At 72.6% G+C, this 20,607-nt stretch carries 20 protein-coding genes and 1 pseudogene; 8 read left to right on the plus strand and 13 right to left on the minus strand.

Annotated features, from left to right (window positions below; all coding sequences use genetic code 11):
- Window positions 1-121 precede the first annotated feature (121 nt).
- Window positions 122-568, plus strand: a complete 447-nt coding sequence (locus tag OG406_RS03365) for an SRPBCC family protein (RefSeq protein ID WP_266850306.1) — start codon at window positions 122-124, stop codon at window positions 566-568.
- Window positions 569-692: 124 nt separating this feature from the next.
- Here OG406_RS03365 and OG406_RS03370 read toward each other — a convergent pair whose 3' ends face one another.
- Window positions 693-1,325, minus strand: coding sequence for a DUF5994 family protein (locus OG406_RS03370; protein WP_329183848.1), 633 nt, complete (start codon window positions 1,323-1,325; stop codon window positions 693-695).
- 301 nt (window positions 1,326-1,626) lie between these two features.
- Here OG406_RS03370 and OG406_RS03375 point away from each other — a divergent pair, with 301 nt between their 5' ends.
- Together OG406_RS03375 and OG406_RS03380 are read left to right on the plus strand one after the other, a co-directional pair.
- The gene (locus OG406_RS03375; RefSeq protein ID WP_329183849.1) at window positions 1,627-2,628 is read left to right on the plus strand and encodes an acyl-CoA desaturase; all 1,002 of its coding nucleotides are present in this window, start codon (window positions 1,627-1,629) and stop codon (window positions 2,626-2,628) included.
- A gap of 42 nt (window positions 2,629-2,670) precedes the next feature.
- A complete protein-coding gene (locus OG406_RS03380; protein WP_266850309.1) occupies window positions 2,671-3,066 on the plus strand; it encodes a DUF5994 family protein in 396 nt (131 codons plus the stop codon).
- Window positions 3,067-3,153: 87 nt separating this feature from the next.
- Here OG406_RS03380 and OG406_RS03385 read toward each other — a convergent pair whose 3' ends face one another.
- Both OG406_RS03385 and OG406_RS03390 read right to left on the minus strand, forming a co-directional pair.
- Entirely contained in the window at window positions 3,154-3,684 is a 531-nt protein-coding gene (locus OG406_RS03385; protein WP_329183851.1) for a DUF5994 family protein, read from the minus strand.
- 156 nt (window positions 3,685-3,840) lie between these two features.
- Window positions 3,841-4,092: a hypothetical protein gene (locus OG406_RS03390; protein WP_164375374.1), complete on the minus strand. Its 252-nt coding sequence runs from the start codon at window positions 4,090-4,092 to the stop codon at window positions 3,841-3,843.
- A 448-nt stretch (window positions 4,093-4,540) separates the two neighbouring features.
- Here OG406_RS03390 and OG406_RS03395 point away from each other — a divergent pair, with 448 nt between their 5' ends.
- The gene (locus OG406_RS03395; protein WP_329183854.1) at window positions 4,541-6,430 is read left to right on the plus strand and encodes an ABC transporter ATP-binding protein; all 1,890 of its coding nucleotides are present in this window, start codon (window positions 4,541-4,543) and stop codon (window positions 6,428-6,430) included.
- Between the two features lie 52 nt (window positions 6,431-6,482).
- The gene (locus OG406_RS03400; protein WP_266850312.1) at window positions 6,483-7,436 is read left to right on the plus strand and encodes an NUDIX hydrolase; all 954 of its coding nucleotides are present in this window, start codon (window positions 6,483-6,485) and stop codon (window positions 7,434-7,436) included.
- A gap of 43 nt (window positions 7,437-7,479) precedes the next feature.
- On the opposite strand, the gene OG406_RS03405 is transcribed toward OG406_RS03400, so the two are convergent.
- A complete protein-coding gene (locus OG406_RS03405) occupies window positions 7,480-8,730 on the minus strand; it encodes an AI-2E family transporter (RefSeq protein WP_266850313.1) in 1,251 nt (416 codons plus the stop codon).
- 338 nt (window positions 8,731-9,068) lie between these two features.
- Complete coding sequence (locus OG406_RS03410) at window positions 9,069-9,308, minus strand: hypothetical protein (protein WP_164375371.1); 240 nt, start codon at window positions 9,306-9,308, stop codon at window positions 9,069-9,071.
- Between the two features lie 225 nt (window positions 9,309-9,533).
- On the opposite strand from OG406_RS03410, the gene OG406_RS03415 reads away from it, so the two are divergent.
- Window positions 9,534-12,380: a SpoIIE family protein phosphatase gene (locus OG406_RS03415; protein WP_329183857.1), complete on the plus strand. Its 2,847-nt coding sequence runs from the start codon at window positions 9,534-9,536 to the stop codon at window positions 12,378-12,380.
- 47 nt (window positions 12,381-12,427) lie between these two features.
- Here OG406_RS03415 and OG406_RS03420 read toward each other — a convergent pair whose 3' ends face one another.
- Window positions 12,428-12,976 (minus strand): ArsR/SmtB family transcription factor, encoded by a 549-nt coding sequence (locus OG406_RS03420; RefSeq protein ID WP_266618923.1) that lies wholly within the window; start codon window positions 12,974-12,976, stop codon window positions 12,428-12,430.
- A 58-nt stretch (window positions 12,977-13,034) separates the two neighbouring features.
- Between OG406_RS03420 and OG406_RS03425 the strand changes: the two genes are divergently transcribed.
- The gene (locus tag OG406_RS03425; protein WP_326841485.1) at window positions 13,035-13,940 is read left to right on the plus strand and encodes a S41 family peptidase; all 906 of its coding nucleotides are present in this window, start codon (window positions 13,035-13,037) and stop codon (window positions 13,938-13,940) included.
- Window positions 13,941-14,097: 157 nt separating this feature from the next.
- A pseudogene (locus tag OG406_RS03435) lies at window positions 14,098-14,301 on the plus strand (winged helix-turn-helix transcriptional regulator); the annotation flags it as partial.
- Between the two features lie 63 nt (window positions 14,302-14,364).
- Here the strand turns inward: OG406_RS03435 and OG406_RS03440 are convergent.
- The 7 genes from OG406_RS03440 to OG406_RS03470 all read right to left on the minus strand — a co-directional run bounded on the left by OG406_RS03440 (window position 14,365) and on the right by OG406_RS03470 (window position 20,566).
- On the minus strand, window positions 14,365-15,372 hold the full coding sequence (locus tag OG406_RS03440; RefSeq protein ID WP_329190633.1) for a sugar kinase: 1,008 nt from the start codon (window positions 15,370-15,372) through the stop codon (window positions 14,365-14,367).
- 11 nt (window positions 15,373-15,383) lie between these two features.
- Window positions 15,384-16,295, minus strand: a complete 912-nt coding sequence (locus OG406_RS03445) for an SMP-30/gluconolactonase/LRE family protein (protein ID WP_329183861.1) — start codon at window positions 16,293-16,295, stop codon at window positions 15,384-15,386.
- Window positions 16,292-16,924 carry a bifunctional 4-hydroxy-2-oxoglutarate aldolase/2-dehydro-3-deoxy-phosphogluconate aldolase gene (locus OG406_RS03450; RefSeq protein WP_329183863.1) on the minus strand — a complete coding sequence of 211 codons (633 nt, stop codon included), beginning with the start codon at window positions 16,922-16,924 and terminating at the stop codon, window positions 16,292-16,294. Before OG406_RS03450 ends, OG406_RS03445 begins: the two co-directional genes overlap by 4 nt.
- Before the next feature lie 130 nt (window positions 16,925-17,054).
- Window positions 17,055-17,873 carry a hypothetical protein gene (locus OG406_RS03455; RefSeq protein ID WP_329183865.1) on the minus strand — a complete coding sequence of 273 codons (819 nt, stop codon included), beginning with the start codon at window positions 17,871-17,873 and terminating at the stop codon, window positions 17,055-17,057.
- Complete coding sequence (gene dgoD, locus OG406_RS03460; RefSeq protein WP_329183866.1) at window positions 17,870-19,015, minus strand: galactonate dehydratase; 1,146 nt, start codon at window positions 19,013-19,015, stop codon at window positions 17,870-17,872. The genes OG406_RS03455 and dgoD overlap by 4 nt, the downstream gene beginning before the upstream one ends.
- On the minus strand, window positions 19,012-19,749 hold the full coding sequence (locus OG406_RS03465) for a FadR/GntR family transcriptional regulator (protein ID WP_329183868.1): 738 nt from the start codon (window positions 19,747-19,749) through the stop codon (window positions 19,012-19,014). Before OG406_RS03465 ends, dgoD begins: the two co-directional genes overlap by 4 nt.
- A gap of 43 nt (window positions 19,750-19,792) precedes the next feature.
- On the minus strand, window positions 19,793-20,566 hold the full coding sequence (locus OG406_RS03470; RefSeq protein ID WP_329183870.1) for an SDR family NAD(P)-dependent oxidoreductase: 774 nt from the start codon (window positions 20,564-20,566) through the stop codon (window positions 19,793-19,795).
- Window positions 20,567-20,607: the final 41 nt, after the last annotated feature.

Here is a 20,607-nt window from a genome sequence, read left to right on the forward strand (position 1 = left end):
GTCGGTCGCGTTGCGAAGGGGCTCTGGTTGACGCGACGGGGGCGCGCAGGGCCCATAGTCTGGAGGTGCGCGGCCCGCCCGCGTACCCAGCGGCGTTCGTGATCGCAGCGCAGGAGGAATCGTGTCCGGTCAGTTCGAGGCGACAACCGAGGTCAACCGTCCCGTCGAGGAGGTGTTCGCCTTTCTCGCCGCCGGCACGAACGACCCCAAGTTCAGCCCCCGGGTGCAGGAGATCACGAAGACGCCCGAGGGCCCGACGGCCGTGGGCACGATCTTCACCAGCGCGGTGAAGGACGCCGGCATGAAGTCGGCGCGCAGGTTCCGGATCACCGAGTTCGAGCCGCCCCACCTGATCCGCTGGACGGAGATCTCGAAGAACTCCGTGACGGCGGACGAGGGCGGCTACGACCTCGAGTCCACCGGCGCCGGCACGACCCGCGTCCGGATCTACAACGTGCTCAACGGCCACGGCATCGGCAAGCTTCTCGTCGGCTTCGCGCTCGGCGCGGCCCGCAAGGACGCTCCGGCGTTCGGGCAGCGCATCAAGGCGGCGGTGGAGGCTTCCTGAACCGCCGTCCTCAGCCGATCCCGTCGGTGTCGGCTGAGGATGCCGCAGGTTCGGCTCGGTCAGGGTCTTGACCGGACCGGTCGGTTGTGGCCGGTCAGCCGGCAGCAGAGGCACGGGGCTCTCGTCAGAGTCCGACGATCAGGCGACCGGGACGAGCGTCCACGCCTGCCGGTTCGGCACCGGTCGGCGCGTGGTCGACGAGGCCGGTCTGCGCGGGAACGGCCGACGGCCTTGCCGACGCTCCGCCGTCCTCGTCCCACGCTTCGGCCGGGCTCGGCATCCCCTCGGTCGTGGCCACACCCGGCCGGTCCCTGCACGCCTCGACGAGAGCACTGGCGGTCAACGGCGGACCGTCACGGTCGGACGCGGCTGCCATCAGCCAGGCCGCCGACTCCGCGTCGGTCTCGGGCGGGATGATCAGGAGATCCCAGCGGCCGGTGCCGTAGGAGAGCAGGAGCAACTTGTGGGCGTCGATCTCCGGCGTGAACCAACCGACCTTGACGACATGGCCGTTCACGGGAACCTTGTGCGGGATGACGGGCCAGTACTGCGGATTGACCGCGACCCGGGTGATGCGGCCCCACCGGGAGTCAAGTACCTGGGTCAGCTCGGGCAGTTCGGTCAGGAGATCCCGGGAACGGGGCCACCAGGCACCGTCCAGGAGTCCGCGGGCGCCGCCTTCGGTCTTGAGAGCGAGCCGCGCGGCCGGAGGCTCGACGGACTCGGCGGAGGGCAGGGTGGACAAGGTCGCCGACATGATGCGGGCCTGTCTCCGGGCCACTTGTCAGTTGCCCGGGATTCGTGTCTCGCCGAAGACGACCCTGCATGGAAGCCGGTGCACGAAGTGCCCTCGGTACAGTTGACAGTACTCCGCGCCCGTCACCGACCACGGTCGTGCGAGGGGCCGCGCCCCGATGTCCACCGCACGGGAGTACGGTGAAGGAGCGAGGACTCCTCACGTGTCGCTGTCCCGCCCGGATCCGTTTCCCACGATTCCCGTCACAGGGGCAGCCCCTGACCCCGGCCGCGCCAGCCGCACCGAGGCCGAGGAGTTCCCCATGGCGCTCACGTCCACCCCCTCACCCCGAGATGGACCGCCGGACGACGCATCACCGCCCGCGGTCTACGACGGCACCTCGCCCTTCCCGGTCGGTGATCCGGGTTCGCCCCGTCACGGCGGGGAGCGGCTCTACGTCACGGTGACCGCGGTGATCGTGGTGCTGCCGTTCGTCGCTCTCGGCCTGGCTGGATGGCTGCTGTGGGGACGGCTCATCCATCCCGCCGACGTCGTTCTCGCCGCCGTCCTCTACGTCGTCACCGGCCTCGGCGTCACCGTCGGCTTCCACCGCGGCCTCACCCACGGCGGTTACCGAGCCGTGCGTCCGGTGCGCGTCGCGCTCGCGGTCGCCGGGTCGATGAGCTTCCAGGGCGACGTCATCGGCTGGGTCGCGACCCACCGCCGGCATCACGCGTTCACGGACCGCCCCGGGGACCCGCACTCCCCGTACCGCTACGGCACCCATCTGCGCGGCCAGCTGCGCGGGTTGTTCCACGCGCACGTCGGCTGGCTGTTCCGCAACGAACGGACACCGGCCGAGCGATACGCCCCCGACCTGCTCGCCGACCGCGACATGCGCGCCGTCTCCCGGGCCTTCCCCGCTCTGTGCGCCCTCACCCTCGCCCTGCCGTTCGGTCTGGGCTGGGCGATCGGCGGCAGCTGGGTGTACGGCGTGACCGCCCTCCTGTGGGCGGGACTCGTCCGGATCACGCTGCTGCACCACGTCACCTGGAGCGTCAACTCGCTGTGCCATCTGATCGGTGAACGCCCGTTCCGGACGCGGCGCCACGACCGGGCCACCAACCTGTGGCCGCTGGCCCTGCTGTCGTTCGGCGAGAGCTGGCACAACATGCACCACGCGGATCCGACGAGCGCCCGCCACGGCGTGGACCGCGGTCAGATCGACCCGTCGGCTGCCGTCATCCGCCTTCTCGAACGGCTCGGCTGGGTGTCCGAGGTGCACTGGCCGACCACGGAGCGTGTCACCGCACGCCGCCTCTGAACACAACTGCCTTTCCGCGCAGGTCCGTCGGCTGGAGCCAGAATGACCACCGCAGTACAGCCCCCGCTTCCCGAGCGCCCGCCCCTCCGCCTGCGGCTCGCGCCGCACGGCGGGCTGCCCCGAGCCATCGACGGGGCATGGTGGCCGCACTCCGACGACCTGCTCACCGAACTCCCTCACCTGCTCGCCGGGTTGCCGAGCGCATGGGGACACATCAGCAGTGTCACGGTCAACGGCGGCGCATGGTCCGCGCTGCCCGGCCGCATCCTCGTCGTCAACCAGGTCGTACGACTGACCACGAACGCGACGACGTCCGACCCCCACACCATCGTCCTCGTCGCTCCCGGAGAGGGGCGCTGGGACCTGCTCGTCGTACCACCGAACGCGACCGAGGACGCGGCCGGACCTCTCATGTCGGCGGCGGGCGCCTTCCGCTGACCGGCCGACGGCGGTCCGTCCCACGAACGGCCGGGAGGCGGACCCACGACGGACCCGCCCACCCCGGCGGATCGGTGGCGGCGGGCGTCATCTCCCCGCCACCAGTGGCGCGGGCCGGTCCTCGTCGTATCCGTGCGACGGGGAAGGCCGGCCTTCCCCGTCCACGGCCATCAGGTCGGATGCGGTCGGCGCCGGCACGGAGACCGCGGTCGCGGCGGTCATCAGCCGGGCCGCCGCGACGGCGTCCGTCTCCGGAGGGATCACGAGGAGGTCCCAGCGGCCCGCCGTGTACGACAGCAGCAGGATCTTGTGCTGCTCGAACGGCGAGGTGAACCAATCGACCTTCACCACATGGCCGTTCACCACGATCCTGCGCGGGATGATCGGCCACTGGAGAGGGTTGACGGCGATGCGTGTGATGCGCCCCCAGAGGGGGTCGAGCACGTCGGCCAGGGCGGTGAGTTCGTGGGCCAGGTCACGCGACCGGGGCCACCAGGCCCCGTCCAGACCCGCGGGTCCGGCCGTCGGGCTCGGGGCGACGGGCTTCAGGGCGAGGCGTGTGGTCGGGGACCTGAAGGGCACGGCGCTCGGCGGGGGCTGGTCTGTGGTCGTGGACATCGTGCGGGACCCGTCCCCGGACCGCCGCTCGTGCGCGGACGCCCGGTGTCGTGACTCACCAGGAACGACACCGGCATCGGGGCCGGTGCGCGAAATGCTCCCGATGCCTCAACGCTACTCCCGGACAGGCCGGAACGGACCTTCGCCGGGGTCCGCTCATCTCCGGTCGGAGCGCCCGGCCGGGGAGCGGCTGGACTCCAGCCAGGAACGTGCCGGTTCCGCCGCGCGGTCGGTGTCCACCGTGAGGAGGAGGCGGGTACCGCCCTCGGCACTCGCGGGGTAGCTGCGCTGTTCGGTGGCGGCGAAGCAGTGCCGCAGCACTTCCGCCACTCGGCGGGCGACCTCCGGGGAGGCCGCGGTGATACGTACCTCGGCGTGTCCGTCCGAGGCGGCTTCCGTTGGCTGCATGGCGACCTCGTGGTTCGGGCGGGCGGCGCCCCGTGACGCGGGGCGGCGATCAGCTGCCGGATCCTCAACTGTACTCCGGCGTGACTTCTGTCGTCCGATGTCACTTCCGTAGTCCTGGGTCACGTCTGCAGCTCCCCGCCTCTTCGGTAGCGCCGTGGCGGCTTCCGCGGCGGGGCGGGCTTCCGCGCCCCGGCCACGCGCCGTCCCGTCCCGCCGTTGGCGCGCCCGCCGCGTCGCAGGTCCCACCCGTCACTCCAGCATCAGCCACGGCGATTCGGCCAGCCGCGGGTGCGGACCGGCCCCGGTATCCCGGCCCGCCCTGTCCGGCCTCCCCGTCCCGCACGGAATCCGATGCGGCCGAAACACGTGTGTTCGATATCGCGGCACGTGTCGTTGAGTCCCCTGAAAGCAGCCCTCACCGCATCAAATCGCCCGAGGAGACGTCCAGTTGACCTCTGCTTCCCGTTCCACCACAGCAGCCTCGCCACCGCCGCCACCGCAGCCCGCCGAGATCACCTACTCCGGGCACTACTCCGTCAATCCGCTCGGTGAGGTCGGTTTCCGGTCCCTCTGCTCGCAACTCCCCCGCGTCCTGCGACGGATCACCGCGATGGCCTGGGGAATCGACCGCCGCGCCGTACTCCTCATCCTCGCCTGCCAGTTGGCCACCGGTGCCAGCGCGGCCGTACTGCTGACGGCGACCGCGAAGGCCATGGTTCCCCTCCTCGGCACGGGTGCGGTCGCCGACCGGCTGGGGACGGCGCTCCCCGCGCTCGCGGTCGTCGCCGGCGCCAGTGCGGTGGCCCGGCTGGCCGTGGCGGTCGCCGCGTACGCGGAACGGCGCGTCACGCCCGGACTGACGACGGCCACCGACACCGCGCTCGTCGAGGCGGTCTGCCGGGTCGAAGCCGCGGCCTACGCGGTGGACGGCTTCTCCGACCGCCAGGAGGCCGCGGAGATGGGGGTGATCCGCACCACCGTGATGGTGACGGACGCCCAGCGCTTCCTGTCCGCCCTGATCAGAATGGTCACCGCGGGCGGGGTGCTGTCCGTGCTCGATCCCCGGATGCTTCCCCTGCTCCTGCTGGCCGTCGCCCCGGCTGGTATCGGCGCGGTCCTCACGGCCCGGGTCGACTACGAGACGCACTACGCGAACGTCGCCGACCGCAACGTACGCGGAATGACGCGCTGGTGGGCGACGACACCGAAGTACGGTGACGAGGTCCGGGCCAACGGCATGACCGACTACCTCGTCCACTGGTACCGGGCGCTCTCCGAGCGGGTCGACGGGCGCACGCTCGCCGCCGCGCCGCGCACCCTGCGAATCTCCTTGCTCTCCTCGCTCGCGGGCGGCACGTTCCTCGCCGCGGCCTGGGGCGTGCTCGCCTGGCTGGCGGTGACCGGGCGGATCGAACCGGCCGTCGCCGCCACAGCGGTCGTCGCCGTCCAGACGACGCTCGCCGCGCTGTCCCAGGTGGTCGTCAACGGTGCCGCCGTGTTCCACACCAGCCTCTACCTCGGCGACATGCAGGCCTTCTTCGACGACGCGGCGGCACGTGCGCCCCGGCGCGGCCGAGCGGTCGTCGGGGCGCCGGTGGAGGAGATCCGTCTGGACGAGGTCGGCTACACGTATCCGGGCAAGTCCGAACCGGCCGTCGACGGGGTCTCCCTGACCCTCCGGCGCGGTGACATCCTCGCCGTCGTGGGCGTCAACGGCTCCGGCAAGAGCACCCTGACCCGGCTGATCACCGGCATCTACCTGGCGGACAAGGGCCGCATCTCCTGGAACGGCACCGACCTGGCGGACGCCGACCCCGCCACCGTCTGGAACCACACCGGGCTCGTACCGCAGATCTTCGCCCAGTGGCCGTTGCGGGCACGCGAGAACGTGACCCTGGGGCAACCCCGGTCGTCCGACGACGAGCACGTGTGGGAGGCGGTCGAGGCGGTCGGCATGCGCGAGGCGATCGAGGATCTTCCCGCCGGACTCGACACGCTCCTCGCCCGGGAGATCTTCGGCGGCGCCGAACTCTCCGGCGGACAGTGGCAACGCCTCGCCTGCTCCCGGGCCCTGTACCGGCGGCCCGCGCTGCTCATCCTCGACGAACCCACCTCCCAGATGGACCCGCGGGGCGAGCACGGCATCTTCGAGAGGATCAAGACCATCGCTGCCGACCGCATCACCATCGTCGTCACGCACCGCCTGGAGAACACCCGGATCGCCGACCACGTCGTCGTCATGGAGAAGGGCCGCCTCACCGAACAGGGCACCTACGACGATCTCGTCCACGCCGGCGGCACCTTCGCCGATCTCCTGCGCCTCTCCCAGGAACGCTGACCGGCCCGGCCCGCACGCCCTCGTCCCCCACTCCCCGCCGAAAGGACCCCGTATGACCGGCCTGGACGCCATGCCGTCCCCGCACCCCCGGCCCGCCACCGAGCACCACGGCACCTCGGCCCTCCTCGTCGACGACTCCGGGCGGTACCTCCTGCACCTCCGTGACGCGCACAAGCCCATCTGGCGGCCCGGTCAATGGGGTCTGCTGGGCGGCGGCACGGAGCCCGGCGAGTCACCCGCCGAGGGGATCGCCCGCGAACTCCTCGAAGAGACCGGTCTCACCGTCCCGGATCTCGCCCCCTTCCTCGTCGTCGACACCTTCGACGTCGACGGCACACTGACCGACCGCTGTCTCGTCCATGTGGGCACGCTGAACAGGCCCGCCCACGAGATCCCCCTCCACGAGGGCATCCAGTTGCGCTGGACGAACATCGCCGAGACAGCGCACATGACGATGGATCCCGGCACGGCGGCCGTGCTCCGCGAACACGTGAGGGACCCGCGCCCCCGCCTCGACGCGGGCGGAGTGCCGCAGACCCTGCGGGTCCGGGAGGGGGGCGCGGTCCGCGCCCGCAGCATCGTCGGCGCCCACCTGGTCCTCGTACGGGACGGTGCGGTGCTGCTCGGCAGACGGCATCCGGACAGCGCGTACGCCCCCTCGACGTGGCACGTGCCGGCCGGGCACCGGGAGCCCGGCGAGTCGGCGCTCGCCTGCATGGTGCGGGAGACGGCGGAGGAGACCGGGATCGCCGTCGAGGCCGACGCGCTCTCCCTGGTCCACACCGTGGACATGTGCAACCCCGGGAGCCCCTTCCCGCGGGTGCAGCTGTTCTTCGCCGCCGCCCGCTGGAGCGGCGAACCGCAGGTCCTGGAACCCGACCGGTGCACCGCATGGCGGTGGTGGCCCCTGGACGCACTCCCGGACGACCTGGTCGCGTACACCCGTACGGCACTCACCGCCATCGCCGCCGGGAGCGTCTACTCGTCGCTCGGCTGGGCGGATTGACGATCAGGGCATGCCGGGCGCGGCCGCTCTGACGCCGCCGGTGTCAGAGCGGCGCGGGCGGGCCGTCCGGTGAGCGGCCCGCCGGCTCGGGCGGTCTGCGGAGTTCACTGATCACGGACCACGCGACCGACACCATCGGCACGGCCACGACGGCGCCGATGACACCGGCGAGGATGCTCCCGCCGATGACGGAGACCGCGACGACCACGGGGTGCAGGCGGACCGCCCAGCTCAGGACGAGCGGGTGGAGTACGTGCCCCTCCAGCTGGCCGATCACGACGATCAGGCAGAGCACCACGATCGCCACGACCGGCCCCTTGGTGGCCAGGGCGACGACGGTGGCCACGCCGAGCGCGACGGGAGAACCCACCAAGGGGATGAAGGCCGCGAAGAACTCCAGCAGGGTGAGCGGCAGCGCGAGGGGGACCCCCAGCGCGTACAGCGCGATCCCGACGAGCACGGCGTTGGTCGCGGCCACGATGATGATGCCGCGCGTGTATCCGGCGAAGGACCGCCAGGCCGCGCGGCCCGCCCGGTCCCAGGGGTCGCGGGCGCTCTGCGGGATCAGGTCCTTGAACCAGCGCCAGAACCTGTCACCGGAGCGGATGAAGAACAGTGAGCAGAACAGGGCGAGCACCAGCCCGGTGATGACCTCGACCGCACGGCCGACGCCGCTGAGCGCGCTGCTGATCAGCACCGACCGGTTCTCGGAGACGAGATGGGCGACCTTGTCCTGGAGGTTGGACAGGACCGCGTGACTCACATGGAAGGGAGAGCCCTCCAGCCACCGCTCGATACGTCCCAGTCCCCCCGCGAACTCGCTCCCCAGGCGCCCCGACTCTCCCGCCACGAGCCTGCCGACCAGTGCCAGCAGGCCGAGGACGAGCAGCACGCTGCCGCCGATGCTGAGCACCACGGCGGGGGTCCGGGGCATGTGACGGGCCAGCAGGTCGGCGAGAGGGCGCAGCACGGCCGTGATGACCAGCGCGAGGAAGAGTGCCACGGCGACGAGTTGCAGCCGGCCCAGGAGGGAGAAGACGGCGTAGGCGACCACACCGACGATCACCAACCGCCAGGCGTACGCCGCGGCCACCCGGAGTCCGTGGCCCACCGCCGTGCCGTCGCCGCCTCCGCCGCCGGAGCCCGCGGTCGCGCCGGCGCTGCGGGCCCGGGCCACGGAGCGCGCTCCGCGCGCGGAACGGTTCCCGAGGACGACGGAGCGCATCCGGCGTCCACCGCGGGCCGTGCCGGGCGCGTCCTGCTGCCGGTGCGAACGGCGCGGTCCGGCGTTCACCTGTGTGCCACCGCCCTCGCTTCGTGGGGACCGACGCCCCCGTGCTCCCGTGGGCGGATCGTCGCGAGGCCCGGGTGAGGCGGGGCCACCGCTGCCGGGCCGGGATCGGTGATCACGTGGGCGTCCAGGTCAGCGTGGGGGCGCCTGCGGGGGCCCGCAACCCGGGAGTCGTACGGTGACGGCTCCTCGGTGAGGGGCTGGAGCCAAGGGTCGGCGCCCCGGGAAGGTGGTCACCGGGACGCCGGCCTTTCCGTCCGGTGCGCCGGACGTGGCGGCTCGGGAGCCGAGCGCCGACGGCAGCGGCTGTCGGCGGCGGGTGACGCTGTCGACCGAACGGACTAGTCGATGCTCGCGAACGTGATGGTGACCGGGTTCTGCTCCAGGCCGGTGTTGCCGACGCTGAAGACGTGTCCGGGGATGCCCAGGCCGCTGAGGGTGTTGTCCGTGATGGTCTGGGTGGCGGTGGTGCCGTCGCCGTTGCCGTTTCCGGCGTCACCGTCGGCGGCGGCGGTTCCGGCCAGGCCGACCAGGGCGACGACGGCTACGGCGGGGAGGGCGAGTGCCGTGCGGATGCGCATGGGTGGGTCCCTTCGAAGGCGGTGATTCTGCGTTGCACCACCAAAAGCGATCATCATGGCGACACGCACGGATTGCGCCGTCCCGTGGCGCGGCGCCGGGCGTCCTCGCCCGGGTTCGAGGCGGTCGACTCCCCGAGGCGCCCTCATCGTGTGGCTGCCGCTCATCGACAGGCAGTCCGATGGACAGACAATGTCATTACCCGCATTGCGCCCTATATTGGGTCTGTGATCAGGCGGCTGGACGTACTCGACACCGCTGACGACGGCATCACGGAAACCGAGGTCTTCCGGCTCGCCCTTCAGCACTCCATGGCGGAGCTGGGGTGCGTCGGCGGGGCCGTCTATCTGCGGGGCCCGATGTCGGCCCTGCGTCTCGTCTCCTCCGCGGGGCTGCCGGCGTCGCTGACGCGGGCCTGGGAGATCGTCGACCAGAACGGACCCACCGCCACCGCGAGTGCCGTGCGGTCCTGCGAACCCGTATGGCGGGGCGCGGTCCCCGCGGACCTCGTGGAGTCGGCGGCGCCGCTGCTGTCACGGTCCGGCTGGTTCTCCGTTCCGCTGGTCGACGGGCCGCGCGCCATCGGCGCGATCACGTGTCTCAGCGGCGACAACCGGGAGCCGACGCCCGAGCAGTGGACGTTCCTCACCACGGTGGCGGACTGGACCATGGGCCGGCTCAAGGGGATGCCGGCGCCGGCCCGGCTCGGCACCGACCTCGACTTCACTGCCGTCGGCTCGTGGGAGTGGGACGTGCGCACGGGTGAGCTGCTGTGGGACGCGGCGGCCATGAGGGTCTATCACACCGATCCGGCGGACTTCGTGCCCCGCGTCGAGAGCTGGATGAAGGCGGTGCACCCCGACGACCTCCCGAGCACACTCGCGGCGGCCGACCGCAGTATCCGGACGCACACCCCGTTCGAGGCCGAGTACCGGGTCCAGGGCGGCGACGGGAGCTACACGTGGACCCGCGCGTCCGGTCACGTCGTCCTCGACGACCAGGGGCAGGTCGCCCGCATCGTCGGCAAGGGCTGGGCGAGCGACGCGTCGCGCTCCACCCGCCACACCCTGAGCCGCGCCCTGCAGTACATGAGCGACGCGTTCCTGTCCGTGGACGACGACTGGCGCATCACGTTCGCCAATCTGGAGGCCGAGCGTGTTCTCGGTGTTCCCGACGAGCAGCTCGTCGGACGGGACCTGTGGGGCCTGCCCGCGCTGCGCAGCATGCCGGACGTGGCGGAGCGGTGCAGGCGCGGGGCCGAGGAGTCCGTCGCTCTCGGCTTCGACGTCACGATGGCCGACACGGGTCTCTGCTACCACCTGCGGCTCGTCCCGGTTCCCGGCGGTGTCACCCTCTACCTCACCGACGTCACCGAATCGCGGCGCCGTGAGACCGAACAGGTGGAGGCCATCCGGAGCGCGGCGGAGCGGGCGAGCCGGACGGTGGAACTGACCAGTCAGCTCGCCGCGGCCACCACCTCGCACGACGTGGTGAGCGCGATCGCGCACCGTGTGCTGCCGCCGTTCGACGCCGGGGGCCTGCTGGTCCTCGTCCGAGAGGGCGACAAGCTCGTGCACATCGGGTCGGTCGCCTACCCGGACACGTTCCTCCGGCAGATGCACGGCACGCAGGGCATGGAGCTGTCCGCCGCCGATCCGGTCGGGCGGGCGGTCCTGACGGGCGAGCCCCTCTTCTACTCGTCCCGCGAGGAATGGGCGTCCGCGTTCCCCGAGGGTGCCGGCCGGCCCCCGACCACCAAGGAGGCATGGGCCTTCCTCCCGTTGACGGCTTCCGGCCATACCTTCGGGGTGTGCGTCATCGCCTTCGACACCCCGCGGCGCCTCAGCTCCGAGGAGCGCACGCTGCTGATCACCATCAGTGCCCTCGTGGCGCACGCCCTGGAGCGGGCACGGCTGTACGACGCCGAGCTCACCCGCTCGCAGGAACTCCAACGGGCCCTGCTGCCACCGAGACTGCCCGTGCTGCCGGAGGTGACGGCTGCGGCCCGGTACCTGCCGGCCGGGCAGACCGCCGATGTGGGCGGCGACTGGTACGACCTCATCCCGCTGTCGGCGGGGCAGGTGGCCCTCGTCATCGGCGATGTGATGGGGCACGGACTGCCCGAGGCGGCGACGATGGGCCGCGTGCGGACCGCGCTGCACACGCTGGCCGCCCTGGAGCTGCCGCCCGACGAGATCATGGGCCACCTCAACGACATCGTCGGCGGCCTCGGTGAACACTCCTACGCCACCTGCCTGTACGCGTTGTACGACTCCACCGACGGCTCGTGCACCGTAGTGCGGGCGGGACATCCACCCCCGCTCGTCGTCCTTCCGGACGGGAGCGCCCACTTCCCCGACGTGGCCTCCAACCCCCCGCTGGGCGCGGCGTTCCCGCCGTTCGAGACGACGGAACTGAAACTGTCGGCGGACAGTCTTCTGGTGCTCTACACCGACGGGCTCGTGGAGTCACGGCACCGCGAGATCGACCAAGGCATGACCCAGCTGGCCGAGTTGCTCCCCCGGGCCGCCCTGCGCACCGATCTGGAGGACGTGTGCGACGCCGTCACCGTGGGACTGCTGCCGGGCGGTCAGCCCACCGCGGACGACGCCGCGCTGCTCATCGCCCGGGTGCACGGCGTGGCGGACCGCCAGATGGCCTCCTGGGCGCTGCCCGAAGGGCCGGAGGCCGCGGGTGAGGCCCGCCGCCACGTCCGGGAGCAGCTCGCGCAGTGGGACCTGGACGACCTGGTCATGACCACGGAGCTGCTGGCCAGCGAACTCGTCGGCAACGTCATCCGGCACGCCAGGGGGCCCATCGGACTCCGGCTGCTGTGCAGCGGAACCCTCGTCTGCGAGGTGTCCGACGCGAGCCTGACCATGCCCCGCATCCGCCGTGCCTCCGACACCGACGAGGGCGGCCGGGGCCTTCAGCTCGTCAACGCCCTCTGCGAACGCTGGGGCAGCCGCTACACCACGGAGGGCAAGGCGATCTGGACGGAGCAGCCGCTTCCCGAGGGAGAGGGGCCGGGGCCCGACACGGAGCCCGGCGGGGGTACCGGCCGCCCTTCCTGACACCGGACAGCGGCACCGGCGCCCCTCCCCCTGGGGCACACATCGTCTCAGCCACCCGAGGTCGCGGTTCCGCCGGCCCCTTCGGCCTGCTGGTACAGCGTCACCAGCACGCCATGCACCGGCTGATCGTCCGTGTCCTCCTCGGCCTCGTCGACCAGTCGGGTGAGGGTCTCCGCCAACTGCCGGGCCCGCGTCGGACTGAGTCGGAGGTGGCGCAGCGTCAGTCCGACTTCCGCGGGCGAGCGTTCGACTTCCTGGGCGACACCGGCGAACATGGCCGCGGTGCCCGCCGGTTGGGGTTCCGTGACCAGCATCCGGCGCGCGGTGCGCTGGTAGTACTGCTCGGTTCCGCCGCGTACCTGGCGGGTCTCGGCGACGTGGACCAGTCCGGCTTCGCGCAGCACCTTGAGGTGATGGCTCACGTTGCCCTTCCTCGCGTCGAGCTGCACCGCCAGCTGGCTGGTGGTCGCGGGCCTGTGCCCGAGGGCGAAGAGCAGCCGCTGGCGCAACGGGTGGGCGAGCGCGGCGAACTGCTCGGGCGCGCTGATCTCCTGGACCTCTTCGGGAGGCCGTATGTGCGAGGGCTCGTCATGCATGGCGAAAAGTGTCTAACCGTCTTGACGCTTTCGCAAGCCCGGTGCTGTACTCGCCGCCATGACGACCCTCACGCACCTCAGCCCTGCCCCTGTCATCGACGAGACCGTCCGGCTCCTGACCGAGCACTACGTCTTCCCCGAGGTCGCCGCGGAGCTGGGGTCCCTGCTGCGGCGGCGGTTCGCCGAGGGCTCGTACGACGTCGACAGCGCCGAGGAGCTGGGCCGGCTCGTCACCGCGGACCTGCAGTCCGTCAACGGCGACCGCCATCTGAGTCTGAAGTACCACGCGGACCGGGTACCCGAAGAACAGGGGGCGGCCGCTCTGGCCGCGATGCGCCGCGACTTCGACAACTCGCTGGGGGGTGCGCCCCGGGTCGAGCTGCTCGACGCGGGGGTGGCCGTGGTGGAGCTGGCCCCCGCGCTGTTTCCGCTGGAGTGGGCGGCGGAGCCGCTGACCGCCGCGCTCAGTCTCGCCGCGAACGCCCGCGCCCTCGTCCTGGACCTGCGTGCCAACCTCGGCGGCGATCCGGACACGGTCGCCTTCGTCTGCAGCCATCTGCTGGACGAGCGCACCCACCTGAACACGATGTTCTGGCGCGCCGGCGAGCGCTTCGAACAGTCCTGGAGTCTGCCGCACGTCCCCGGCAGGCGGTTCGGTGGCACCGGGCCGGTGTACGTCCTGACCAGCGAGCGCACGTTCTCCGCCGCCGAGGAACTGGCGTACGACCTGCAGCAGCTCGGCCGCGCCGTGATCGTGGGTGAGCGCACGCGTGGAGGGGCGCATCCGCGGGAGGGCTGGACGGTGCACCCGCACCTGGAGGCGACCATCCCCGTCGGCCGCTCGGCGAACCCGGTCTCCGGTACCAACTGGGAGGGCACCGGGGTCGTGCCGGACGTCGCCTGCCCGGCCGCCGACGCCCTGGACCGCGCACACGCGCTGGCGTCGGCGCGGCTCTCGGGCTGACGCCGACCGGCGCATCGGGCGCACCAGCGGCCGGGCTCGTGCGTCAGGGTGCGATCACCAGCCGCTCGATGAGCCCGTCCCGGAGAGTGAACCGGAACCGCAGGTCCACCTGGCCGCCGGGGAAGTCGCCTTCGAGGTGGTGGGTCGCGGTGAGCGGCGCAGCATGATCCTTGTCGACGCCGTGAGCGGCGAGGAGGTGGAGCCGGTGGTCGTCGACGCCGGGTCCGGCCGTCGTCTCGACGACAGCGAGGCGTACGTGTTCACCGCGGGGCCCGCCGCGAGCGACGGCATGCGGGCCCGCTACGCCGACACCGTGCCCGCGCGCTCGGCGCTCGCCCCGGAGGGCGCGGACAACGGCTGACGTCCGGAGCGCTTCGGAGTGGCGTCTCCGTTCGGCGGGGTACGGCCCGACACCGAGGCGCGGTCAGGTCGTTCCGTCTCCTCCAGGGCCGGCGGGTGGGAGGCCCTGCGCCGCCAGGACCTCCCACTCCCCCGGTGTCATGGCGAGAAGCCGGCGGATCGTGGCGGCGTCCGGCAGCGGGCCCCGGTCCGCGGTCACCGTGAGCGCCGAGCCCGCCGTGATGTGGCCGAGGCGCAGCGCGCGCGGAACGTCCCCGTCGCGGAGCAGACCGGCCAGGAAGCCCGCGGCGAAGGCATCACCGGCGCCGACGGCCTCCACCACCTCGGTCCGCAGTGCGCGCACGGTCCACGAGCCGCCCTCGGAGAACGCGGTGGCCTCCCGCCCGCCGTCCTTGACGACGAGAAGACCCGGGCGAGGAAGGAGCTTGCGGACGTCGTCCGTGGCGAGGTCGGCGCCCCACAGATCCTGTGCCTCGTCGAGGCCGACGAACGTGATGTCGGCACGGTTCGCGAGGTCGTGCAGCACCTGCGCGGCGGTTCCCGGCGGCCAGAGGGCGGCTCGGTGGTTGACATCGAAACTGACGGTGGGCCGTCGGCCGTCCGGGGGCGGGGTGAGGGCCCTCGTCACCAGGCTCCGGCACGACGGGGACAACGCCGCCGTCACGCCGGTGAGATGGACGACGGCGGCCGACCGCACGGTGTCGCCGTCGAGGACGTCCGGGCCCATGGCCGAGGCGGCCGATCCGCCGCGGTAGTAGTGGACGCGGGTGCCGGAACCGGCCGGTTCCTTGACCATCAGGCCCGTGGGCCGTTCCGGATCCCGGCGTACGTCGCTCACGTCGACGCCGGCAGCACCGACCGCCGCGAGCACGCGCCGCCCCAACGCGTCGTCCCCCACGGCCGATCGCCAGGAGGCGGGGACATCGAGGTCCGCGAGGTACATGGCGACGTTCGACTCCGCTCCGGCCACCGAGAGGCGCAGGCTCTCGGCCGTCTCCAGGGACCCGTCCGGGGCGGGGGCCAGGGCGGCCATGGTCTCTCCGATGCACACCACAGGGCCCGCCGCGGGCATCCGGACCTGGTTCACGACGCCTCCCGGAGGGACGGAACGGGCTCCTGGACGACATACGCCGAGGCGATCCGGCCCGGCACGTCGACGCGGACGGTGAACAACGCGCCGTCGTCGGCGCCCGGATGCGCGAGGCCCACGCGTGCCGTGGTGATGTGCAGCAGGTCCCCCTGGAGGCAGACGCCGGCGGGCTGTCGCGCCGGCAGCCGGACGGTGCGGTCGAGGCGCCCGTCCGGCAGGTACCGGCGTACGGTTCCCGTGCCCCAGACGGCGATCCACACGGCGCCCTCGACATCGACCACCATCCCGTCGGGACTGCCGTCGTCGACGGTGACGAACACCTCGGAGGAACCGACGGCGGCCGTGACCGGATCGACGAAGTGGCGTCGGACGACTCCCCGCGCGCTGTCGGCCAGGTACATGACGTCACCGTCCGCCGTGAACGCGGGACCGTTGGGCACGGTGATGCCGTCCAGGACGCGGACCGCCGTGCCGTCGTGGTCGAGCCGGTAGAGGGATCCGGCGTCCGGGTCGGCGTCGTAGGACATGCTGCCCGCCCAGAACCGGCCGGACGGATCGGCCGTGGCGTCGTTCATGCGCAGGGGCCGGACGGCGTCCTCCTCGGGGCGGGCCAGCGGGCGCGGCGCCTCTCCCGGGGTGAGAAGGCAGAACCCGGTGCCGGCAGCCGCGACCCAGGTGTCGGACGTTCCGGCCACCGGGGCCACCGCGCCGAGCGGATGAGGGAGTCGGGCCAGTTCCCGGAGCGGATCGCCCGGATCACCGTCCGCGGCGAGGAGGCGGCCGGCCAGGATGTCCACCAGCACCACGCCGCGATCGGTCCAGCGGATGCCCTCGCCGAGTTCGAGTCGGTCCGGGCGCAGGCACCGCACGTCCGACGCCCCGGCGATGTCGCCCGGCGGGGTCACGACGTGGCTCCGCGCGTGAGACCGAGATAGGCGCGGGCGCGTTCGCGCAGTGTGTCCAGGCTTCCGCCGTCCGCGGCGTCACCCACCAGGGGCGAGCCGACGCCGACCGCGGTGGCCCCGGCGGCCAGGTAGGCGCGCGCGGCCTCCTCGTCGACACCACCCACCGGGACGAACACCGCGTCCGGGAAGGGGCCGCGCAGGGCCTTGAGATAGGCGGGCCCGCCGGCCTGGGCGGCGGGGAAGAGCTTCAGCGCGCAGGCGCCCAGGGTGTGCGCGGTGTGGATCTCCGTCGGGGTCATCACCCCGGCGAGCACCGGCAGACCCAGGTCACGGGCCGCGCTGACACCGTCGCCGAGAGCGGGGGTGACGGCGAAGTCCGCACCGGCCCGGTGCGCGGCGCGGGCGTCCTCGGCGGTGAGGACCGTACCGGCGCCGAGCGGACGGTCGGGTCCGAGTTCCTCCCGGGCCCGTTCGATGACGGACAGGGCCTCCTTGCCGCTCAGGGACACCTCGATCAGCTCGATCCCCTCGTCGGCGAGCGTCAGTACCGTGCGCAGGGCGGCCTCGGGGTCGCCGCCGCGCACGATCGCGACCAGCCGGTGGGTGGTCAGAGCGGCTCGAAGATCCATGGACAGGCTCCTTGTCGTGCGGTGTGCGGTGTGCGTTGTGCGGCATGCGTTGTGCGTTGTTCAGGTCGACTCAGATCGATTCACGGTGATTCAGATCGTTGCTGCTCGATTCCTGTCGCTTCGGCTCGGTTCACCTGCAACGGCAGTACGGGGCCACCGTCAGTCGCCAGCGCACCGCTCCCGACGCGGGTACCCGGGCCGCGTCACCCGGACCCGCGGAAGCGAGGTCGAAGACACGGCCGAGCATCGGCTCGACGCCGGTGCTGCGGTAGGGACGTCCGTCGGGAAAGCCCCCCAGGTTGCGCCACAGGGCCACCGACAGGGGCTGCCCGTCGGCTTCCAGGGCGAACGACAGGCGGTCCGGGCCGTCGTGGACGCAGGCGTGCGGCGCGTCCACGACCGCTCCGACCGCGGTGCCGTCGTCCGGGCCGAACCGGTCCAGCCGCAGACCTCGGGGAGCGGGCCACTTTCCTTCCACCCAGGGGGCGTCGGGCGGCCACTCCCCCGCGAGGAGCGGCGCGGCCTCCGGGAACAGACGCGTGGGCGCTCCCGCTGTCAGGTGCAGGCTCGCGCGGCCGGAGAGATCGAGCAGGGCGTGTGCGGCCCACACGAAAGGGAAGCCCGGTTCGGCCGTCAGCTCGTAGTCCACCTCGGCTCCGTCCTCCGTCGCCCGGAGGGTGCGGGCAAGGCGGAAGCGGTCACCGTGGACGACGTCCCGGTCCCCGACCCGCGCCCACGCCCTCGACCAGACGTCCCCGTGGTCCGGTGTGCCGCGCACGGTGGGAAGGCACTCCTCCAGTCCGCCCGCGTCGACGAAGGGCGCGCCGGGACGGACACCGTTCCGCTCGGGCGCCTCCCGCCGCCACAGCCACTCACGTCCCGACGCCCGCAGCGAGGTCCAACGGCCGCCGTGAGCAAGGTCGGTGACAATGTCGAGCGGCACGCTCACCACTCCGCGAAGGAGCCGTCGGGGTGCCGCCAGACCGGGTTGCGCCAGGTGTGGCCGGTCCGGTCGGCGGCGCGGACCGCGGCCTCGTCGACGGTGATACCGAGGCCGGGGAGGTCGCCGCGCACGGCGTGGCCCGCGACGAAACGGAACGGCTCCGGGTCGACCAGGTAGGACAGCAGGTCGGCGTCCTTGTTGTAGTGGATGCCGCGGCTCTGCTCCTGGATGAGGAAGTTCGGCGTGGCGAAGGCGACTTGCAGACTGGCCGCCAGCGCGATCGGGCCGAGCGGGCAGTGCGGGGCGAGCTGGGCGCCGTAGGTCTCCGCGAGGGAGGCGATGCGGTGCACCTCCGAGATGCCGCCCGCGTGGGACAGGTCGGGCTGGACGACGGCGACCCCCGCGGCGAGGACGGGCAGGAACTCGGCCCGCCCATAGAGGCGTTCACCGGTGGCGAGCGGGATCGGGGTGGACACGGCGAGCCCGCCCAGCAGATGCCCCTGCTCGGGGACGACGGGTTCCTCCACGAACAGCGGGTGCAGCGGCGCGAGTTCGGCGAGGACGCGGCGGGCGCTCGCGGCGGTGAAGCGGCCGTGGAAGTCGACGGCCACGTCGCGGTCGGGGCCGAGGCTGTCGCGGGCGGCGGCCACCCGGGCGACGACGGCCGCGGTCTCGGCGGGCGTGGTGATCGGTGAAGTCGCTCCGGCGGCGTTCATCTTCACCGCGGTGAAACCGGCCTCGACCTGGGCGGATATCTGCTCGGTCAGTTCGGCGGGTTCGTCGCCGCCGACCCAGGCGTAGACCCGGACGCGGTCACGGACCGGGCCGCCCAGCAGGGCGTGCACCGGTGCCCCGTACGTCTTGCCGGCGATGTCCCACAGGGCCTGGTCCAGGCCCGCGACGGCACTGGAGAGGACGGGCCCGCCGCGGTAGAAGCCGCCCTTGGTGAGCACCTGCCAGTGGTCCTGGATGCGCAGCGGGTCCTGTCCGACGAGGTACTCGGCCAGGACGTCGACGGCGGCGCGGACGGCCTCGGCGCGTCCCTCGACGACGGGTTCGCCCCAGCCGACCACGCCCTCGTCGGTCTCGACACGGCAGAACAGCCAGCGGGGCGGGACCAGGAACGTCTCGATGCGGGTGATCTTCACTGAGAGCGGGCGCCTTCCGTCGGGTCGGATTCGCCGACGCGGTCCAGATCGCGGCCGGCCTGGTCGAGCAGGGCTCTCATGGCGGCCTCGGCGGCCCGCGGGTCCTGGTCGCGCACGGCATCCAGGACGGCGCGGTGGGCCGGGACCGGGTCCTCGCCGTGCGGGGAGTTGTGCACGATGCGGTCGCGGTGGGCGAGGCCGGACTCGATCACCATCTCCATGCGTTCGAGGAGTTCGTTGTGCGTGGCGGCGAGCAGGGCGCGGTGAAACGCGAGGTCGGCCTCGACGGCGTGCGCGGCACCGGCCTCCTCCTCTCCCATCGCCGCCAGCGCGCCGTCCAGTGCGGCGAGGTCGGCGTCGGTGCGGCGCGAGGCGGCGAGGCGTACGGCGGCCGGTTCGATGATGGCGCGTACCTCGCCGAGGTCCCGCAGCAGCGCCTGGTCCGCGCCGCCCGGGCGGCCGCCCTCGAACTGCCAGCGCAGCACGTCGGCGTCGAGCAGGTTCCAGTCGGCGCGGGAGCGGACGAAGGTGCCGCGTTTCTGCCGGGCGTCGACCATCCCCTTGGCCGCGAGCACCTTGAGGGACTCGCGCAGGGCGGTGAGGCTCACGTCCAGCTCGCTCTGCAGCGCCACCAGGTCCAGCGTGGCCCCCTCGGGGATGCCGCCGCCCAGGATGCGGCGGGCGAGGGCTTCCACGGTCTGGCCGTGCACGCCGCGGCGGGCATAGGGCGTCATGTCGAGCAGCCTTTCTGATGAGGGGACGGTGTGCGGGGCCTGGTCATGCGGAGGCCTTGACGACGCTCCAGCCGCCGTCGACGACGAGGCTCGTGCCGGTGATGTAGGCGGACTCGTCGGCGCTGAGGAACGCGATGGCGGCGGCCACCTCCTCGGGGGTGCCGAAGCGGCGGGCGGCCGTCTCGGCGATGCTGCGCTCCCGGTCCTCGGGCGTGACCCGGTCCCAGGCGGCGGTCAGGATCGGTCCCGGCAGGACGGCGTTGACGCGGATGTCGGGCCCGTACTCGACGGCGAGCTGCCCGCACAGCGACAGGAGGGCTCCCTTGGACGCCGCGTAGGCGGGGTGGCCGGGGATTCCCTTGTGGGCGTGGACGGAGGAGGTCAGGACGACCGCGCCGCGTCGCCGGCGCAGGTCCGGCAGCAGGGTGCGGACACCGAGGAAGCCGCCGGTGAGGTTGACGTCGATCTGGCGTCGCCACGAGTCCAGGGAGAGGCTGTGGGCGGGTGTCACCTGGACGGTGTAGGCGTTGCTGACCAGGACGTCGACGGGTCCGAAGTCATGGGCGGCGGCCTCGATCCGCGTCCAGTCGTCCTCGGCGGCGACGTCGGCCCGTACGAACCGGGCGCGGCCGCCCGCCGCGGTGATGCGTGCGGCGACGGCCTCGCCGGTCTCCTCGGCGATGTCGGCCACCACGACGGCGGCCCCCTCCTCGGCGAGTCGCGTGGCGGTGGCGGCTCCGATGCCCGAGGCCGCTCCGGTGACCACCGCTGTGCGGCCGGTGAAGCGGGTTCCGGGCCGTCGTACGGGCTGGTCCATCGTGGGGTTCGGCTCCTTCGTCTGGGGGGTGCGGCCGGTCG

Source organism: Streptomyces sp. NBC_01428, from assembly GCF_036231965.1.
GTDB lineage: Bacteria > Actinomycetota > Actinomycetes > Streptomycetales > Streptomycetaceae > Streptomyces.

What these genes read in the sequence shown, in the direction of transcription:
- OG406_RS03440 (WP_329190633.1), bottom strand. Translation starts at nt 15,372, where the DNA reads ATGCCCGCGGCGGGCCCTGTGGTGTGCATCGGAGAGACCATGGCCGCC.
- OG406_RS03450 (WP_329183863.1), bottom strand. Translation starts at nt 16,924, where the DNA reads ATGGATCTTCGAGCCGCTCTGACCACCCACCGGCTGGTCGCGATCGTG.
- OG406_RS03390 (WP_164375374.1), bottom strand. Translation starts at nt 4,092, where the DNA reads ATGCAGCCAACGGAAGCCGCCTCGGACGGACACGCCGAGGTACGTATC.
- OG406_RS03465 (WP_329183868.1), bottom strand. Translation starts at nt 19,749, where the DNA reads ATGACGCCCTATGCCCGCCGCGGCGTGCACGGCCAGACCGTGGAAGCC.
- OG406_RS03380 (WP_266850309.1), top strand. Translation starts at nt 2,671, where the DNA reads ATGACCACCGCAGTACAGCCCCCGCTTCCCGAGCGCCCGCCCCTCCGC.
- OG406_RS03370 (WP_329183848.1), bottom strand. Translation starts at nt 1,325, where the DNA reads ATGTCGGCGACCTTGTCCACCCTGCCCTCCGCCGAGTCCGTCGAGCCT.
- OG406_RS03420 (WP_266618923.1), bottom strand. Translation starts at nt 12,976, where the DNA reads ATGCATGACGAGCCCTCGCACATACGGCCTCCCGAAGAGGTCCAGGAG.
- OG406_RS03425 (WP_326841485.1), top strand. Translation starts at nt 13,035, where the DNA reads ATGACGACCCTCACGCACCTCAGCCCTGCCCCTGTCATCGACGAGACC.
- OG406_RS03410 (WP_164375371.1), bottom strand. Translation starts at nt 9,308, where the DNA reads ATGCGCATCCGCACGGCACTCGCCCTCCCCGCCGTAGCCGTCGTCGCC.
- OG406_RS03470 (WP_329183870.1), bottom strand. Translation starts at nt 20,566, where the DNA reads ATGGACCAGCCCGTACGACGGCCCGGAACCCGCTTCACCGGCCGCACA.
- OG406_RS03375 (WP_329183849.1), top strand. Translation starts at nt 1,627, where the DNA reads ATGGCGCTCACGTCCACCCCCTCACCCCGAGATGGACCGCCGGACGAC.
- OG406_RS03400 (WP_266850312.1), top strand. Translation starts at nt 6,483, where the DNA reads ATGACCGGCCTGGACGCCATGCCGTCCCCGCACCCCCGGCCCGCCACC.
- OG406_RS03385 (WP_329183851.1), bottom strand. Translation starts at nt 3,684, where the DNA reads ATGTCCACGACCACAGACCAGCCCCCGCCGAGCGCCGTGCCCTTCAGG.